Raw genomic sequence first — 14,963 nt, 5'->3', positions numbered from 1 at the left:
GCCGCGAGACTACCGGGAGGGCCCGACAGGTGAGACCGGCACCGACCCCCGGCAGGTATCCGGTGCGCTTCGGCACCGCCGAACTGCTCCAGGACGCCGACCGTCCCAACGCCTGGATGATCTCGGTCGACGGCGTCGCCCAGTCGCACGTCAACCTCGACGACCCCACCGATCTCGAGTTCGACTACATCCGCCGGATCGCCGACGTCGTCGACTGCCTCGGCGATGGCCCGCTCGACGTGCTGCACGTCGGCGGGGCGGCCTGCACGCTGCCCCGCTACCTCGCGGCGGCGCGGCCGCGATCACGGCAGCTGGTCTTCGACGCCGACGGTGAGCTCGTCGCGCTCGTCCGCGAGCAGCTGGGCCTGAAGGGGCTGAAGGTCCGTGTCGGCGACGGCCGCGAAGGCGTCTCGGGCAGGTACGACGCTTCGACCGACCTGGTCATCGTGGACGCTTTCGAACGCGGAATCCTGGCCGGCGGGCTCGCGACCGTCGAGTTCACGAACGAGATCGCGCGGGTCCTCCGCCCGGGCGGAACCTACGTCGCCAACGTGTCGGACGGGCCGAACCTGCCGTTCCTTCGCCGGTTCTTGGCGACGCTGGCAGATTCCTTCCCCCACCTGGCGATCTTGGCCGAGCCGGGGGTCCTGCGGGGGCGCCGGTTCGGGAACATCGTGGTCGCCGCTTCCCGCCTCGAGCTCCCGGTCGCGGACCTGACCCGCCGCGCCGCTTCGTCGGCGTATCCGGCGCGCTGCGTCGCGGGAGAGGACCTACGGCAGCTCCAGGGCAAGGCGAAACCCATCACGGACGCGGAAGCCCTGCCGTCGCCCGTGCCACCGAAGGATGTGTTCGGGATCTTCTAGAACCGCACCCTGGCCACCCCAGCGGCCGACTGTGGGGGTCCGGGGGGCGAAGCCCCGCCGGGCGGGCTTGGGGTCGCACCCCAAAAAATAAGGCGGATCCCGCGCACCCGTCAGAGCTTGCTTATCCTTGCTGCCTTCCGGCCCTGGGGAGGTTCACAAGATGGACGCCGCGCGGGATCCGGGGACCAGTGTAGTCACTCCCGTCCCGGCATGGAGGACAGTGGGGGGTATGAGTACTCCGACCTGGGAAGATGTCCTCAAGGCCGCCGAGGCCGTTCATCCGTTCGTGCGGCGCACGCCGGTGTTGCGCGCCGAGGTCGGCGGGCGACCGCTGGTCCTCAAACTGGAGCATCTGCAGCGGAGCGGATCGTTCAAACTGCGGGGCGCGGTGAACGCGCTGGTGAGCGGCCCGTTGCCGGAACGGGTGCTGACGGCGTCCGGCGGCAATCACGGGCTGGGCGTGGCGACGGCGGCTTCGCTGCTGAATCTGCCTGCGACGGTGTACGTGCCGGAGTCGGCTCCGCAGGCGAAGACGGACCGGATCGAAGCCACTGGCGCCAAGCTCATCCGTCACGGAGCGACGTACGCCGAGGCAGCCGCGAAGGCGCTCGAAGCCGCCGCTGAGCCGGGTACGCGATACCTGCACGCGTACGACGATCCCGCCGTCGTCGCCGGCCAGGGCACCGTCGCGGCCGAAGTGGTCCAGGACGCGCCGGACGTCGACGCGTTCCTGGTCGCGGTCGGCGGTGGCGGGCTGGTCGCGGGGACGTCGCTGGCCGGGTTGCCGACGTTCGCCGTCGAGCCGGAGCAGTGCCGCGCGCTCGGCGCCGCGTTGGCGGCGGGCGAGCCGGTGGACGTGGAGATCGACTCGGTGGCCGCGTCCGCGCTGGGCGCGACCAGGGTCGGGGGCGTCCCGTTCACCGTGGTCCGCGACCGGGTGACGTCCGTGCTGGTCAGCGACGAGGAACTGCTCGCCGCACGGGACCGGCTCTGGGACGAGTTCCGCCTCGCCGTCGAACCGGCCGCCGCGGTCCCGTTCGCCGCGTGGCTGGCCGGACGCACCGAAGGCGTGCTGCCCTGCGTCATCCTCTGCGGCGCTAACAGTGAGTGGCGGCCCTGAGCACCACCCGGAACTCCGTGTGTCCCGGGCGGCTGGCGACGCCGACCTGTCCGCCGTGCGCGGCGACGACGGCCGCGACGATGGCCAGCCCGAGCCCGGTGCTGCCCGCCGCCCGCGACCGTGAGTCGTCGCCGCGGGCGAAACGTTCGAAGACCTCCGGGAAGATCTCCGGCGGGATCCCCGGCCCACCGTCGACAATGGACAGCGTCACCGTCGAGTCCACTATGGACAGCGAGGTGGTGACCTCGGTGCCGTCCGGGGTGTGCGTGCGCGCGTTGCCGAGCAGGTTGATCACCACCTGATGCAGCTGATCCGCGTCACCGAGGACGGTGATCGGCTCCGGCGGGACCTCCAGCAGCCATTTGTGCTCCGGCCCGGCGACATGCGCGTCGGCGACGGCGTCCGCGACCAAGCGGGAAAGGTCCACCGGCTGGTGCACCACCGGACGGCCGGAGTCGAGCCGCGCGAGCAGCAGCAGATCCTCGACCAGGCCCGTCATCCGCGTCGATTCCGACTCCACGCGGCCCATCGCGAACGCGATGTCCGGCGGCACCTCGGAGCCGGAGCGCCGGGTGAGTTCCGCGTAGCCGCGGATGGCCGCGAGCGGCGTCCGCAGTTCGTGGCTGGCGTCCGCAACGAACCGGCGCACCCGGCTTTCGCTGGCCTGCCGGGCGGAAAGCGCGTTCGAGATATGGCCGAGCATGCGGTTGAGCGCGAACCCGACCTTCCCGACCTCGGTCCGCGGATCCGTGTCCACTTCGGACACTCGCTCGGACAACGCGACCTCACCGCGATCCAGCGGGAGTTCGGCGACCCTGGTCGCGGTGGCGGCCAGGCGGTCGAGGGGTTTCATGGTGCGCCGCACGGTCACCGCGCCGAGCGCGCCCGCCAGCAGGATGCCGCCGACGGCGACCCCGCCGAAGATGAAACCGAGGCTCCACAACGTATCCGTGACGTCCTTGGTGGGCAGCCCGGTGATCGCGACGCCGCCGCCCGCCGTCTTCTTCGCCACGACGCGGTATTCCCCGAGCGACCCGAGGTTCACGTCGGTCGGTTTGTCACCCGTCGCCGACCGCATCAGGGTGGCTATCTGGGTGGGGCTGATCTCGTCGTGCGGGAACGGATCAGTGACCTTCGCGTCGTAGCTGGACCGCAGCACCGCCGCGAGCACGCGTCCGTCCGGGAACACGTTGACGAACAACGAACCGGTGCTCTGCCCATACGCGCGAAGGCCCTCGGGAACCCTTTCCCCGCCGGGACGGCCCGGTGGCGGCGGACGGCTCGCGCGTTCGCTGGTCTCGGCGAGGCGGGCGTCGAGCTGGTCGATCAGGAAACTCCGCAACGCCAGTTCGGTGACCACGCCGACCACCAGGCAGACGAGCGCGAGCAGGCCCGCGACCTGCGCGATCAGCCGTCGCCGCAGGGACCACGGCCGCCTACCCCGCGGGTTTGAGGACATACCCGGCGCCGCGCATCGTGTGGATCATCGGTTCCCTGTCGGCGTCGATCTTCTTGCGGAGATAGGAGATGTAGAGCTCGACGATATTGGCCTGGCCGCCGAAGTCGTAGCTCCACACCCGGTCCAGGATCTGCGCCTTGGACAGCACCCGCTTCGGATTGCGCATGAGATAACGCAGCAGTTCGAACTCGGTCGCGGTCAACGGCACCAGATCGCCGCCGCGGTGCACCTCCCGGCTGTCCTCGTCCAGGGTCAGGTCGCCGACGACGAGCGTCGACCCGCTCGGCCCGGCGACCCCGCCCGCGCGGCGGAGCAGCGCGCGCAACCGCAGCGCGACCTCCTCCAGACTGAACGGTTTGGTGACGTAGTCGTCGCCACCCGCGGTGAGGCCGGCGATCCTGTCCTCCACCGCGTCCTTCGCGGTCAGGAACAGCACCGGCAGGTTCGGCACCTCGGAACGCAGGCGGCGCAGGACTTCCAGGCCGCTCATATCCGGCAGCATGACGTCCAGCACCACCGCGTCCGGCCGGAATTCCCGCGCGACGCGGACGGCCTCGGTGCCGTCGGCGGCGGTGCGGATGTCCCAGCCCTCCATGCGCAGCGCCATCGACACGAGTTCGGACAAGGTCGCCTCGTCGTCGACGACCAGCACCCGCACGGGGCTGCCGTCGGCACGGCGCAGGCCGGCCTTCGCGGAACCGGACGAAGGGACGTTCACACTGGTCATGGTGCCATCCTGGGCGGCGCCGATGAGGCTTCTCTGTGTGCCGCCTGTGCGTTTCCTGTGAACGATCACCCTGCCGGGTGCGAGTCACAGCGCGTGCCCACCGGTGGCACAGCTCCCGCACAGCGACGGCGCCGACCATGGCCGCAACCGAGTACAGGGAGGCGTCCAGATGACCGAACCGACCGAACCCGCCGAATGGGGCGCGCCCGCCCCGGAAGGCGAACCGAAGAAGACCTGGTCGGGGCGCAAGACCGCGATCGCGGCCGGGGCGGCGGTGGTGATCGCCGCCGGCGGTGGCGCCGCGATCTGGGCCGGGACCGCCGCGAACGGCGCCGAGCGGGGCACGATGATGGGCGGTCCTGGCGGCGGCCGGGTGCTCATGGGCCCCGGCGGGGGTATACCTCGCGACACGCTGCACGGCGACTTCGTCGTCTCCGACGGCAAAGGCGGCTACAGCACCGAGCGGACGCAGACCGGGGAGGTCACCGAGGTCAGCGCGACCTCCGTCAGCCTGACCAGCAAGGACGGCTACAAGCAGGTCTACACGATCGACGCGTCGACGATGAAGACCGGCGACCCCAAGGTCGGCGAGACGGTGATGGTGACCGCCAAGGTCACCGGGAACACCGCGACGGCGACGACCATCGGCAAACCTGGGCAGAACCAGCGCGGTGGGCCGCCCGGACAGGGCCAGGACGGCCAGCGGCGCTACTGAGCCACCACCGCGAGCAACGCGGCGGCCGTTTCGGCGGGTTCGTGACCGGACGTGTCGAGGACGACACGGTCGCCGCCGGATGCACGCATCCGGGCCGCTTCGGCGACCGCGCGGGCGGCCACCCGGTCACGCACACCGGGTGGCGCGCCGCGTAGTTCGTCGCCCGCCAGCAAGGCGGACTCGCCTTCGGCCCGGCGCCGGACTCGCTCGGTGAGCGTGGCGTCGTCCGCGTCGAGGTGCACGACGCTGACGGCGTCGAAGACCCGCCGATGCTCCGGGCGGAATTCCCGGGCCACGACGACCAGCCGCTTCGCCCCCGCGTCGCGATAGCCGCGCCAGAGGGCCGAAAGGAGCGCCGCTTCCCGTGCCGGATCCGGGCCGGGGTGCGCGAAGCCGAGTTGCGCGAGATCGACGTAGGCCACGGGGATCCCGCGCTCCCAGAGATCCCGGAGCGCGCCGAACGCGGCGGTCGACTTGCCGACCGCCGTCGGGCCGGTCACCACGGTCACCGGTCCAGGCTGCGGCTGTCCCGAGTCCGGCGGGTGAACGGTTCCAGAGTCCAAAGTGCAGCGGTGGAACAGCGCTTCGACGGTCTGCTCGGGCCGCTGGCCGGTCGTGTCCATCGCCTCGCCGAAACCGGCGCGGTCGTAGACGTCCGCCACCGCGAAGAGGTCGGGCAAAGCCGCGGCTGGTGAGCCACGGCCGAGGAAGCGGCTCCGGAGCTCGTCGCGATCGCACGTCAGCCGGATGAGCGTGAGGTCGAAGTCCGGGTCTTCGATGTACGGCTTCGCCGGGTCCACCACCCCGGACACGACGATCTGCGCGGTGCCTCGCAGGACTTCCAGTACGCGCAGCAGATTGGCCGCCTTGATCGCGTGCGCGGCGTCCCCGCCGCCGGGCGGCGGGCCGATCAGCCCGAGCTGATCGATGTCGACGTACGCGACGCTGCCGCCCGCTCGCGTCAGGCGGGTGTACAAACCCCAGGCGGTGGTCGATTTCCCGGTTCCCGGTGCCCCGGTCGTCCAGAGCACGGGTGTCTTCGCTGCCCCCATGGGTTTCGATCTTAGGAACCCCTGTCCAGCGAAATAGGGCAGAGTTGAGCCCGTGCGGGACATCAGCGGTTCGTTGGCGAGGCAGGCGTGCGCGGTCGCGGCCGTCTGCCTGATCGCCGACGCCGGGCTGTTCCTCATCGCCGGTCCGCCGCTCTCACTGGGCTGGCAGGCTTGGGTTCTCCTGATCGGCGGCATCCTCGCCAACGCCGCGCTCGCCGGACCTTCGCGGTACTCCGGCTGGGTTTCCGCCGCGCACGGCGCGTTGCTGGCCGCCGCGCCGCTCCTGCTGTTCCCGTACGACCATTACCTGCAGGCCACCAACGCCGGCGTGCTGATCGCGGGCTACCGCGCGGGCGCCTGGCTCGCGACCAAACCCGCGGTGGCCGCCCTGGTGACGATGCTCGCCGGGCTCGTCGCCTGCAATCTCATCCCGGTCGACCGCGGCGACCGGGACTGGCGCCTGCTGGTCATCGACGTCGGCGTGAGCGGGCTGCTGCCGTGGATGGTCGGCCGCTACACGACCGCGCGGCGCGCGTACATCGCCGATCTCCAGCGCGCGGAGGAACAACGGCAGCAGCACGAAGCCGAGGCCGTCCGCCGGGCCGTCGTCGAAGAACGCACGACGATCGCCCGCGATCTGCACGACGTGATCTCCCACCACGTCAGCGCGATCGGCGTGCACGCCGGTGCCGCGCGGCTCGGGCTGCCGGAGGGCGAACCCGCCGTCCGGCGTTCGCTCTCCGCCGTCGAATCGTCGAGCCGGGCCGCGATGGCCGATCTGCGGCGTCTGCTGGATTTGTTGCACGGCAAGGAGAACGGTGACGTGCAGCGGCAACCGGGGCTGGACAACCTCGACGAGCTGCTCGACAACCTCCGCACCGCCGGGCTGCCCGCGCGGCTGACCAGCCACGGCGGGCCGCGCGAACTCCCCGGTTCGGTGGACATCGCGTTGTACCGCATCGCGCAGGAGGCGCTGACGAACGCGCTCCGGCACGGGGCAGGCGGGATCGTCGAAATCGACCTCGCCTACCGGCAGACGGAAGTACTCCTCACGATCACCAACGAGATCGGCCGCCCGAACGCGTCGGCCGAGTCGACGAAACGCGGTCTCGCCGGGATCAGGCAGCGGGTCGCGTTGTTCGGCGGACAGGCCGAATGCGGACCGCTCGACGACGGGCGGCACTGGCGGGTTCGAGTCGGTTTTCCTTTGGAGGCACAGTGATCCGGGTTCTGCTGGCCGACGACCACGCGATGTTCCGGTCCGGGATGCGCGCGGTGCTCGACACCCAGGCGGACTTCGAATGCGTCGGCGAGGCGGCGGACGGACGCGAAGCGGTCGCGCAGGCGGCCTCTCTGCGCCCGGACGTCGCCGTCCTCGACGTCCGGATGCCCAAATTGGACGGTCTGGCCGCGACCGAGGCCATCATGTCCGCGCCCGGCAACGACACCCGGGTTCTCGTGCTGACGACGTATGACTCCGACGAGTACGTGTATCGCGCGCTTCGCGCCGGTGCGAGCGGGTTCCTGCTGAAAAGCCTCGCGCCCGAAGAACTCGTCTCGGCCATGCGGGTGGCCGCGCGCGGCGACGCGCTGATCGACCCGTCGGTGACCCGGCGGCTGGTGTCGACCTTCGCCACCAGCATCGAACCCGCTGCCGCCGAACCGGCCGAACTCGAACGGCTCACCTCACGCGAACGCGAAGTCCTCTTGCTCGTCGCCGACGCCTCCAGCAACGCGGAGATCGCCGCGCATCTGCACGTCGGCGAGGAGACGGTGAAGACCCATGTCTCCCGGATCCTGGCGAAGCTCGGGCTGCGGGACAGGGTGCACGCCGTCGTCTACGCCTACCGCAACGGATTGGTGGGGAACTGATCCCGCCGGGCTTGATCGGTTCGCCGGGCGGGGCGCCCGGTGCCAGAATCGCCACAGTGCACGTCGAGGCGGGGAGCTGTGGATGAAACGCTGGGTCACGCTCACGATCGGGCTGGTCTTCCTGCTGGTTGGCGGCGTCTGGGTGCTGCAGGGCGCCGGAGTGCTGACCGGCAGCTTCATGACCGGGCAGAAGCTGTGGTTCCTGATCGGGCTCGTCGCGTTCCTGGTCGGGGTGGTGCTGGTGGCGGCCACCGCCCGCCGCACACGGCAGACCTCCGGTGAGGACCGGGCCGACTAGCCATGGTCGTTATCGCCGAGCACGCGTGATCAGAGGCGTAACTCGCGTGATTGAGTGGCGAACACGCGTGATTGGACGGCGATCTCTCGGCATCAGGCGATCTTGAAGATCGGGTAGCCGGGCGCGATCTCCAGCAGCTTCTCGTCCGACGCCTTCGCGTCGACACCGTCGAAGAACACACCGACCTCGAACTTCCAGCGCTTGAGGTACGCGCGCAGGATCTCGGGCTTCTCGTGGTCGGCGAGTTCCGTGTAGGTGAACGTCTCGGTGCGGCGTCCGACGCTGAGCTGCCCCTCGCCGGCGACGCGCAGGTTCCGCACCCACTGCGTGACACCGCGCGGAGCGACCAGGTAGCGCTCGCCGCCCAGCTTCAGCAGGTTGACCGGGACGGAGCGCAGTTCGCCGCTTTTGCGACCCCGGACCGAGAGCACCCGGCTGCCCAGGACGCTGACGCCGAGCTTCGTCAGCTTGAGCACGAACTCGTTGAACGCGTTGGTCGCCTTGGCCGGTTTGACGTAGCGGATCGCGGCGTCGGTGGCAGTAGCGGTCGCGGCGGCGTTGGTGGTCATCTCGTCTCCTCGAAGTCTGCGAGAGCAGTGCTCTCTGTTAAGAGCAGTGAACACCAGAGCAGTGCGCCATGTCAAGAGCAGTGCTCTCGTTTTGGTGCGATGCTCTACAGTGAGAGCATGGCCGCCACTCAGACCGCGCGCGAACGTGCCCGCGCCGAGCTCACCCGTGAGATCAAGGACGAAGCCCGCCGCCAGCTCGCCGAAGTCGGCGCGCTCGGCCTCTCACTCCGCGCGGTCGCACGCGAGCTGGGCATGGTGTCGTCCGCGCTCTACCGGTACTTCTCCAGCCGCGAGGAGCTGCTGACCGCCCTGATCGTCGACGCCTACAACGCGGTCGGAGAAGCCGCGGAGGCCGCCGATGACCCGAAGAAGAGCCCGCTGGAACGGTGGGACTCGATCTGGCACGCGGTCCGCGCCTGGGCGAAGGCGCATCCGCACGAGTACGCGCTGATCTACGGTTCGCCGATCCCCGGCTACCAGGCCCCGCAGGACACGGTCGCCCCCGCAGGCCGGGTGGCCTTCGCGCTGGTCGCCGTCCTACGCGACGCGAACCTCCGCGTCGAGACCGAGGTCGGCGAGATGCCCGTCGAACTGCTTCACCAGCTCGACGCGCTCACCGAAATCCTCAAGGTCAACCTGGGCCCCGAAACCGCCTCCCGGCTGATCATGGCCTGGACCCAGCTGTTCGGGATGATCAACTTCGAGCTGTTCGGCCAGTACGTCGGCTCCGTCGACCCGTCGGACGCCTTCTTCGCGCACGGGGTCCGTCAGATGGCCGAGTTCACCGGGATCAAGATGACCGGCTGAGCGCGGTCCACGAGCGCATCAGCAGCTGGACGGCGTCCACGACGTCCTCGTCGCCGGTTCCCTCCGGGCTGAGGAAGCGCTGCAACAGGAGGCCGTCCTCGAGCGCGTGCACGATCAGCGCGAGGAAGGCCGGATCGGCGGGCGGTTCCGCGCCTCGCGCGGCGAGCTCGGTCCGGATCGACGTCTCCAGCAGTGCCCTTGTCGACTTCTCACCTTCGCCGACGAGCGGGCGGGCGTCGGGATTCCGCAGCGCGTACAGGGCCAGCTCGGTGCGCAGCGTCAGCCAGCCGGCGAGGTGTTCGGCGCGCTCGACGTTCCACGCGCGCAGCCGGTCCATCATCTCGGCGAAGGAGCCGACGCCGTCACGCAACGCGGCGACCTCCTCGGCCTCGCGCTGGGTGCGGCGGCGCAGCAGTTCGACGACCAGCTCGTGTTTGCCGTCGAAGTTGCCGTAGAAGGCGCCGCGCGTGAAACCCGCCCGCTCGGCGATCTGCTCGACGGACGTGCCGTTGACCCCGCGTTCGGAGAACAGCTCGGCGGCCGCCGCGAGCAGACGCTGCCTGGTCTGTTCGCGGCTTTCCTCCCGCGTCAAGCGTTTCGCCGTCACACGGCGATCTTAGAGTTCGGCCGCGGCCTTCCGCCCGGACAGCCACACCCCGCCCGTGAGGACGGCGGCGGCGACCACGACGGCCAGTGCGGTGAGCGACCACAACGCCTGGCTCGCCAGGAACGCGGCGACCGCGCCGAAGAGAACGGCGACGAGGAGCAACGGCGTGGTCCGGACGGCTGCGGCGGCGGGGACGGTGGCCATGGGAGGTTTCCCTTCGGGGGTGGTGCGCGGAACACTCGGTTTTCGCGGAGGAGACCTCGCCGGCTCGGTGGCCTTACGCCGAGTGGCGCACGGATCACCCGTCCGGGCGAGATACCGGCGTGGCGGCTAGCGTCAGGACGGGACTACATCGACGGAAAGGCGGCTCGCGGTGGAGAAGTGGGCGGAGCAGGTCGGCAGGATCCGGGTGATCGGAACCGGGGTGATGGGCCGGGGCATCGTCCAGCTCGCCGTGACGGCGGGGCTCGAGGTCGAGCTCGCCGACGCCCGGCCCGAGGCGGTCGGCGAGGCAATCGACCACGTCGGCGCGATGCTGGGCAAGCTCGCTTCGAAGGGCAAGATCACCGAGGAGGCGGCCGAGTCCGCGAAAGGCAGGCTGATCGCGGCCGAGGGTCCGCTGGCCCCCGCCGACGGCGTCGACCTCGTCGTCGAGGCGGTCCGCGAGGATCTGGAGATCAAACGCGCGCTGTTCGCCGAGCTGGAACGCGTCTGCGGTCCGGACACCGTGTTCGCCACCAACACCAGTTCGCTCTCGGTCACCGAGATCGGTGCCGCACTGACCGATCCCGGCCGGTTGCTCGGGCTCCACTTCTTCAACCCGGTCCCGCTGATGCGGCTGGTCGAGGTCGTGCCCGGCGCGCGGACCGCCGCGTGGCTGCCGCCCGCCATGACCGAACTCGTCCGCGGCTGGGGGCACGAACCGGTCCTCGCCCGTGACGCACCGGGTTTCCTGGTCAACCACGCCGGCCGCGGGCTCGGTACCGAGGCGCTGCAGATCCTCGCCGAGGGGATCGCGAGCCCGGCCGAAGTGGACCGCGTCGCCCGCGACGTGCTCGGCCTGAAACTCGGCCCGTTCGAACTGCTCGACCTCACCGGTCTCGACGTCTCGCACGCCGTGCTCGAAAGCATCTGGAGCGGCTTCCACGGCGAACCGCGGTTGCGGCCGTCGTGGCTGACGCGCCCCCGCGTCGCGGCCGGGCTCTTCGGCCGCAAGAACGGCGAAGGCTTCTACAGCTATGTCGACGGGCAGCAACAGGTCGAGCCGGAACCGGCCGCGCCGGAAGCCCCGAACACCCCGGTATGGGTCGACGACGAACGCCTCGGCACGCTGCTCTCGGCGGCGGATATCCAGGTCGTGCACTCCGCCTACCCGGACACGGTCCTGATCGTCAGCCCGATCGGTTCGTCCACTGTGGACACCGCACTCGCGGCGGGTCTGCCGCCGGAACGCGTCGTCGGCGTCGATCCCCTCGGCGGCTACGGGAAACGCCTGACGCTCTCGGTCCATCCCGCGCTCGACCCGGCCGCCGGCCGCACCGCCTGGGGCGCGCTCGCCGCGACCGGTCTGCCGGTGACCGTGGTCCGCGACGGTCCCGCTCCGATCGCGCAGCGGCTCCTCGCGTCGATCGTCAACACCGCCTGTTTCATCGCCGGGCAACGGCTCGCGACGCCGGAGGACATCGACACCGCCGTCCGGCTCGGCCTCGGCTACCCGCGCGGGCCGCTGACCTGGGGTGACGAGGCAGGCGCGGATCTCGTGCTGCGGGTGCTGCGTGGTCTCGTCGCGAGCACCGGCGACCAGCGCTACCGCCCGAGCGCCTGGCTCACCGAACGCGTCGCGCTCGGCCTGCCGCTGACGTCGGCGGGCACGTCACCGGCGGACCTCCTGCGCTGAAACAACCCCGAAGCGCGTGAAGGCCCCCTTCCCTCGGCTCAGCCGAGGGAAGGGGGCCTTCACGCGCGTTTACCGCTTACCAGCGGCCGTCGGTCACGGTGCCGTTGGAGGCGTTCCAGAACACGTAGCCGCCCTGGAAGTTGTTCTGCCGTCCGCCGGTGACCACCATCTCGTCAGTGGTCGGGTAGCGCAGGTACGAACGCTCCCAGCCGAGCGCCGCCCAGCGTTTGCGGATCTCGCCCCACACGCCGTGCGAGTCGGTCGCCATCGACCAGTAGATGGAACCACCCTTGGTGAAGTGGGTGTACCGGCCGACACCGTCCGGCGTCGCCGCCTCGTCCATGGTCGGGTAGCCCATGGGGCCGGCTTCCCAGCCGAGCGCCGCCCACCGGACACGGATCCGGCCGTAGATCGCCCGCGCGTCCGTCTGGACGGTGTAGTAGATCGACGCGTCCTTGCTGAAGTGGTTGTAGCGGCCGAGCCCGTCCGGAGTACCCGCCTCATCGGTGCTCGGGTAGCCCAGCGGTCCCCGCTCCCAGTCGAGCGAAGCCCACTTCTGCCGGATCCTGCCGTAGATCGGGTGCGCCCCGGTGTTCACGGTGTAGTAGATCGACGTCTGCAGGACGCCGGGCCAGACCGGGAAGTGGTTGTACCGGCCGACACCGTCCGGAGTGGACTGTTCATCGGTCGCGGGCGGCCCGAACTTCACGTGTCCGCCGGCGGCGAGGTACTTCTTGAGGATCTCGCCCTCGATCTGCTTCACACCCGTGTCCTTCGACCAGTACAGCCGCCCGCGCTCGTAGGTGCGGAAGCGGACCGTGCCGTCGACGGCCTCAGGCGCGGTCGGCGCGCCGAGTCGTTGCGCCAGCGCGGGTTCGTCGCGGTAGCGCTTGTCGATCGGGGTGATGTAGTTCGCCGTGAGCGTCAGGTCCGTGGTGCCCATGGTGATCTCGGTCAGCCGCCCGGTCGCGCCGTTCGACCAGCCGGTGAAGGTCGAAGCGCCGTCCGAAGCGACCTCGGCCGCCTGGATCTCCACCTTCGCGCCTTCGACCACCATCGCCGACGAGGCCCCGCCTTCCGGCGTGATGCCCAGTGCCGCGGCGACGTTGCTGGTCAGTGTGAGCCGGTGCTCGCGAGGCTTCGCGATGTAGGTCTTCGAGACCTTTACGCCCGCGCTGTCGGTCGCCGTCGCGGTGAACTCCAGGTTGGAGTCCGTGTGATCGGTGAACGGCATGGCGAACTCGGGTCCGGTGCCGCTGTGGTCCGGATGCGCGTGGCAGACCGCGTTCTCGGGGCAGTGCCGGACCAGGGTGGTCCAGGTGACCGGGAGCGCGCCGTCCTCGGTGTCGGTCACGGTCGCGCCGACCTTGACCTCCTCGCCGACGGCGAACAGCCGGTCGCCGGGGTCGGTCATGGTCAGCTTCGGCGAGTGGTTCCCGGGCGCCACGGCGATGTCCGTGCTCCCGGACGCCTGCAGGCCGTCCTTCACCGTCAGCTTGGCGGTGAACTTCTCGGTGCCCGCCGGGTAGGCGTGGCTGACCTTCGCGCCGGCGCCGGTGGTGCCGTCACCGAAGTCCCACTCGTAGGTCAGCTGGTCGCCGTCGAAGTCGTAGGAACCGCTGCCGTCGAAGGTGACCGTGCGGGTTTCGGGGTTCGTTTCGGAAGTGGCGACCGCGACCGGCGCCTTGTTCCCGGTGGTGTAGCTGAGCCGTCGCAGCAGACCGCTGTAGATGTCGGCGTAGACGATGTCGCCGTTGGCCGCGGCCAGGAACTTGACCGGGCCACCGATGCCGGTGAACTTCGGCGGCGTCTCCTGCGGGCGGACGACGCGGCCCTGCGTGTCGTACTTGGCCGTCCAGAGTTTCTGGGTGGCGTAGTCGCCGAAGAAGTACGCGCCCCGGTATTCCTCCGGGTACGACTCTCCATTGTAGACAATCCCGGCGGTGATGCTGTTGCCGTTGTCGACGCCCTGCCCGTGGCGGATCGCCAGCATCGGCGGCGTGTTCACGGCCGAAGCGCACTGCGGCATCGCGGAGAAACCGTCCGCGGGCTGGTTGCCCTCGAAGCAGGGCCAGCCGAGATTCGCGCCCTTCTGGACGAAGTTGATCTCTTCCCAGGTGCCCCAGCCGACGTCACCGACCACCGGCAGACCGGTGCTGGCGTCGAGGCTGAACCGGAACGGGCTGCGGAAGCCGCTCGCGAACACCTTGGAGCGCAAGGAGTTCGGGTTCGCCGCGGTGTAGTACGGGTTGTCGGGAACGCCCGCACCGTCCGCGGTGATGTGGAAGATCTTGCCGAAGATCTTGTCGAGGTCGTACACGTTGAGCGCGAACGGGTCGGCCGCGCCCTGGAACCGGGAGCTGTCGCCGGTCGAGACCCAGACCGTGCCGTCGGGGGCGGCCACGACGCCGGTGATGCCGTGGATGTCGGTGTTGGCGGCACCCTCGATGAGCACCTTCTCGGCGGTCAGCCCGGTCGGCTCGGCGGTACCGGTGACCGTCCAGCGCGAGGCGCGCAGGGCGATCCCGCCGCCGGCGACGTCGACCGCGCGGGCCGTGTAGATCGTGCGGGAGGTGGCGAAGTCGGGCGCGATCGCGATTCCGACCAGCCCCAGGTCACCACTGCTGCGCACCGGCAGGGTGGCGATGCTCTTGGTCTGCCCGGTGGTGGACACCCAGGCGACGTTGCCCTGCTTCCCGGTGGTCAGCATCGAGCCGTCGGGCAGGTAGGCGAAGTCGGTCAGGTCGTACGGAGCCTGCCCGCTCTGCTGGTCACGCAGGACGAAGCCGGGCGGAAGCACCGGCGCCGCGGACGCCGATGTGGACGTCAACGGCACCAGCAAGGTAACTATCAGCAACGTCACGAGGGCGTGACAGAGCGCACGGAATCTCGACGGCATGCAAGGGCCCCTTTCCCCAGTCGAACGTCTCATCGAAGGGGCCTACGTGGACATTTCACACTTCCGAGTGGCTTTATC

General features: G+C 70.2%; 15 protein-coding genes and 1 other RNA gene. 8 read left to right on the top strand and 8 right to left on the bottom strand.

All coding sequences use genetic code 11. From position 1 onward, the window contains the following. Positions 1 to 29: 29 nt before the first annotated feature. Complete coding sequence (locus DMC64_RS08565; RefSeq protein WP_125733126.1) at positions 30 to 863, top strand: spermidine synthase; 834 nt, start codon at positions 30 to 32, stop codon at positions 861 to 863. 87 nt (positions 864 to 950) lie between these two features. Here the strand turns inward: DMC64_RS08565 and ffs are convergent. Continuing rightward, positions 951 to 1,047: signal recognition particle sRNA small type (gene ffs / locus DMC64_RS08560), an RNA gene on the bottom strand. Positions 1,048 to 1,092: 45 nt separating this feature from the next. Here ffs and DMC64_RS08555 point away from each other — a divergent pair. Beyond that, entirely contained in the window at positions 1,093 to 1,983 is an 891-nt protein-coding gene (locus DMC64_RS08555; RefSeq protein ID WP_125733125.1) for a serine/threonine dehydratase, read from the top strand. Here the strand turns inward: DMC64_RS08555 and DMC64_RS08550 are convergent. Together DMC64_RS08550 and DMC64_RS08545 are read right to left on the bottom strand one after the other, a co-directional pair. Beyond that, positions 1,961 to 3,442, bottom strand: a complete 1,482-nt coding sequence (locus DMC64_RS08550) for a cell wall metabolism sensor histidine kinase WalK (protein ID WP_125733124.1) — start codon at positions 3,440 to 3,442, stop codon at positions 1,961 to 1,963. The two genes, DMC64_RS08555 and DMC64_RS08550, sit on opposite strands and share 23 nt — an antisense overlap. Continuing rightward, a complete protein-coding gene (locus tag DMC64_RS08545) occupies positions 3,420 to 4,169 on the bottom strand; it encodes a response regulator transcription factor (RefSeq protein ID WP_037334910.1) in 750 nt (249 codons plus the stop codon). Before DMC64_RS08545 ends, DMC64_RS08550 begins: the two co-directional genes overlap by 23 nt. 169 nt (positions 4,170 to 4,338) lie before the next feature. On the opposite strand from DMC64_RS08545, the gene DMC64_RS08540 reads away from it, so the two are divergent. Continuing rightward, positions 4,339 to 4,884, top strand: coding sequence for a hypothetical protein (locus DMC64_RS08540; protein WP_125733123.1), 546 nt, complete (start codon positions 4,339 to 4,341; stop codon positions 4,882 to 4,884). Here the strand turns inward: DMC64_RS08540 and DMC64_RS08535 are convergent. Next, positions 4,878 to 5,936 (bottom strand): hypothetical protein, encoded by a 1,059-nt coding sequence (locus tag DMC64_RS08535; RefSeq protein WP_125733122.1) that lies wholly within the window; start codon positions 5,934 to 5,936, stop codon positions 4,878 to 4,880. The genes DMC64_RS08540 and DMC64_RS08535 overlap by 7 nt on opposite strands. A 52-nt stretch (positions 5,937 to 5,988) precedes the next feature. Here DMC64_RS08535 and DMC64_RS08530 point away from each other — a divergent pair, with 52 nt between their 5' ends. From DMC64_RS08530 to DMC64_RS08520, 3 genes are all read left to right on the top strand, one after another. Then, on the top strand, positions 5,989 to 7,158 hold the full coding sequence (locus DMC64_RS08530) for a sensor histidine kinase (RefSeq protein ID WP_037334902.1): 1,170 nt from the start codon (positions 5,989 to 5,991) through the stop codon (positions 7,156 to 7,158). Further along, positions 7,155 to 7,808, top strand: a complete 654-nt coding sequence (locus DMC64_RS08525; RefSeq protein ID WP_037334899.1) for a response regulator transcription factor — start codon at positions 7,155 to 7,157, stop codon at positions 7,806 to 7,808. Before DMC64_RS08530 ends, DMC64_RS08525 begins: the two co-directional genes overlap by 4 nt. Positions 7,809 to 7,890: 82 nt before the next feature. Next, positions 7,891 to 8,106 (top strand): hypothetical protein, encoded by a 216-nt coding sequence (locus tag DMC64_RS08520; protein WP_016337955.1) that lies wholly within the window; start codon positions 7,891 to 7,893, stop codon positions 8,104 to 8,106. 92 nt (positions 8,107 to 8,198) lie between these two features. Here DMC64_RS08520 and DMC64_RS08515 read toward each other — a convergent pair whose 3' ends face one another. After that, the gene (locus tag DMC64_RS08515) at positions 8,199 to 8,675 is read right to left on the bottom strand and encodes a nitroreductase/quinone reductase family protein (protein ID WP_125733121.1); all 477 of its coding nucleotides are present in this window, start codon (positions 8,673 to 8,675) and stop codon (positions 8,199 to 8,201) included. Positions 8,676 to 8,792: 117 nt separating this feature from the next. On the opposite strand from DMC64_RS08515, the gene DMC64_RS08510 reads away from it, so the two are divergent. Further along, positions 8,793 to 9,482 carry a TetR/AcrR family transcriptional regulator gene (locus DMC64_RS08510; protein ID WP_037334894.1) on the top strand — a complete coding sequence of 230 codons (690 nt, stop codon included), beginning with the start codon at positions 8,793 to 8,795 and terminating at the stop codon, positions 9,480 to 9,482. On the opposite strand, the gene DMC64_RS08505 is transcribed toward DMC64_RS08510, so the two are convergent. Both DMC64_RS08505 and DMC64_RS08500 read right to left on the bottom strand, forming a co-directional pair. After that, a complete protein-coding gene (locus DMC64_RS08505) occupies positions 9,466 to 10,089 on the bottom strand; it encodes a TetR/AcrR family transcriptional regulator (protein ID WP_016337958.1) in 624 nt (207 codons plus the stop codon). The genes DMC64_RS08510 and DMC64_RS08505 overlap by 17 nt on opposite strands. 9 nt (positions 10,090 to 10,098) lie before the next feature. Then, positions 10,099 to 10,293 (bottom strand): hypothetical protein, encoded by a 195-nt coding sequence (locus tag DMC64_RS08500; protein ID WP_125733119.1) that lies wholly within the window; start codon positions 10,291 to 10,293, stop codon positions 10,099 to 10,101. Between the two features lie 169 nt (positions 10,294 to 10,462). Between DMC64_RS08500 and DMC64_RS08495 the strand changes: the two genes are divergently transcribed. Then, positions 10,463 to 11,986, top strand: a complete 1,524-nt coding sequence (locus DMC64_RS08495; protein ID WP_125733118.1) for a 3-hydroxyacyl-CoA dehydrogenase — start codon at positions 10,463 to 10,465, stop codon at positions 11,984 to 11,986. Positions 11,987 to 12,062: 76 nt separating this feature from the next. On the opposite strand, the gene DMC64_RS08490 is transcribed toward DMC64_RS08495, so the two are convergent. Next, positions 12,063 to 14,885: a PQQ-dependent sugar dehydrogenase gene (locus tag DMC64_RS08490; RefSeq protein ID WP_125733117.1), complete on the bottom strand. Its 2,823-nt coding sequence runs from the start codon at positions 14,883 to 14,885 to the stop codon at positions 12,063 to 12,065. Positions 14,886 to 14,963 lie beyond the last annotated feature (78 nt).

Origin of the sequence: Amycolatopsis sp. WAC 04197 (genome assembly GCF_003947475.1) — a bacterium.
Classification (GTDB): domain Bacteria; phylum Actinomycetota; class Actinomycetes; order Mycobacteriales; family Pseudonocardiaceae; genus Amycolatopsis; species Amycolatopsis japonica.
This window is presented reverse-complemented; position numbering and strand designations above follow the sequence as displayed.

Excerpts from the sequence above, each read along its gene's own strand:
- DMC64_RS08535 (WP_125733122.1), bottom strand. The coding sequence starts at position 5,936 with ATGGGGGCAGCGAAGACACCCGTGCTCTGGACGACCGGGGCACCGGGA.
- DMC64_RS08500 (WP_125733119.1), bottom strand. The coding sequence starts at position 10,293 with ATGGCCACCGTCCCCGCCGCCGCAGCCGTCCGGACCACGCCGTTGCTC.
- DMC64_RS08550 (WP_125733124.1), bottom strand. The coding sequence starts at position 3,442 with ATGTCCTCAAACCCGCGGGGTAGGCGGCCGTGGTCCCTGCGGCGACGG.
- DMC64_RS08510 (WP_037334894.1), top strand. The coding sequence starts at position 8,793 with ATGGCCGCCACTCAGACCGCGCGCGAACGTGCCCGCGCCGAGCTCACC.
- DMC64_RS08490 (WP_125733117.1), bottom strand. The coding sequence starts at position 14,885 with ATGCCGTCGAGATTCCGTGCGCTCTGTCACGCCCTCGTGACGTTGCTG.
- DMC64_RS08540 (WP_125733123.1), top strand. The coding sequence starts at position 4,339 with ATGACCGAACCGACCGAACCCGCCGAATGGGGCGCGCCCGCCCCGGAA.
- DMC64_RS08520 (WP_016337955.1), top strand. The coding sequence starts at position 7,891 with ATGAAACGCTGGGTCACGCTCACGATCGGGCTGGTCTTCCTGCTGGTT.
- DMC64_RS08515 (WP_125733121.1), bottom strand. The coding sequence starts at position 8,675 with ATGACCACCAACGCCGCCGCGACCGCTACTGCCACCGACGCCGCGATC.
- DMC64_RS08545 (WP_037334910.1), bottom strand. The coding sequence starts at position 4,169 with ATGACCAGTGTGAACGTCCCTTCGTCCGGTTCCGCGAAGGCCGGCCTG.
- DMC64_RS08555 (WP_125733125.1), top strand. The coding sequence starts at position 1,093 with ATGAGTACTCCGACCTGGGAAGATGTCCTCAAGGCCGCCGAGGCCGTT.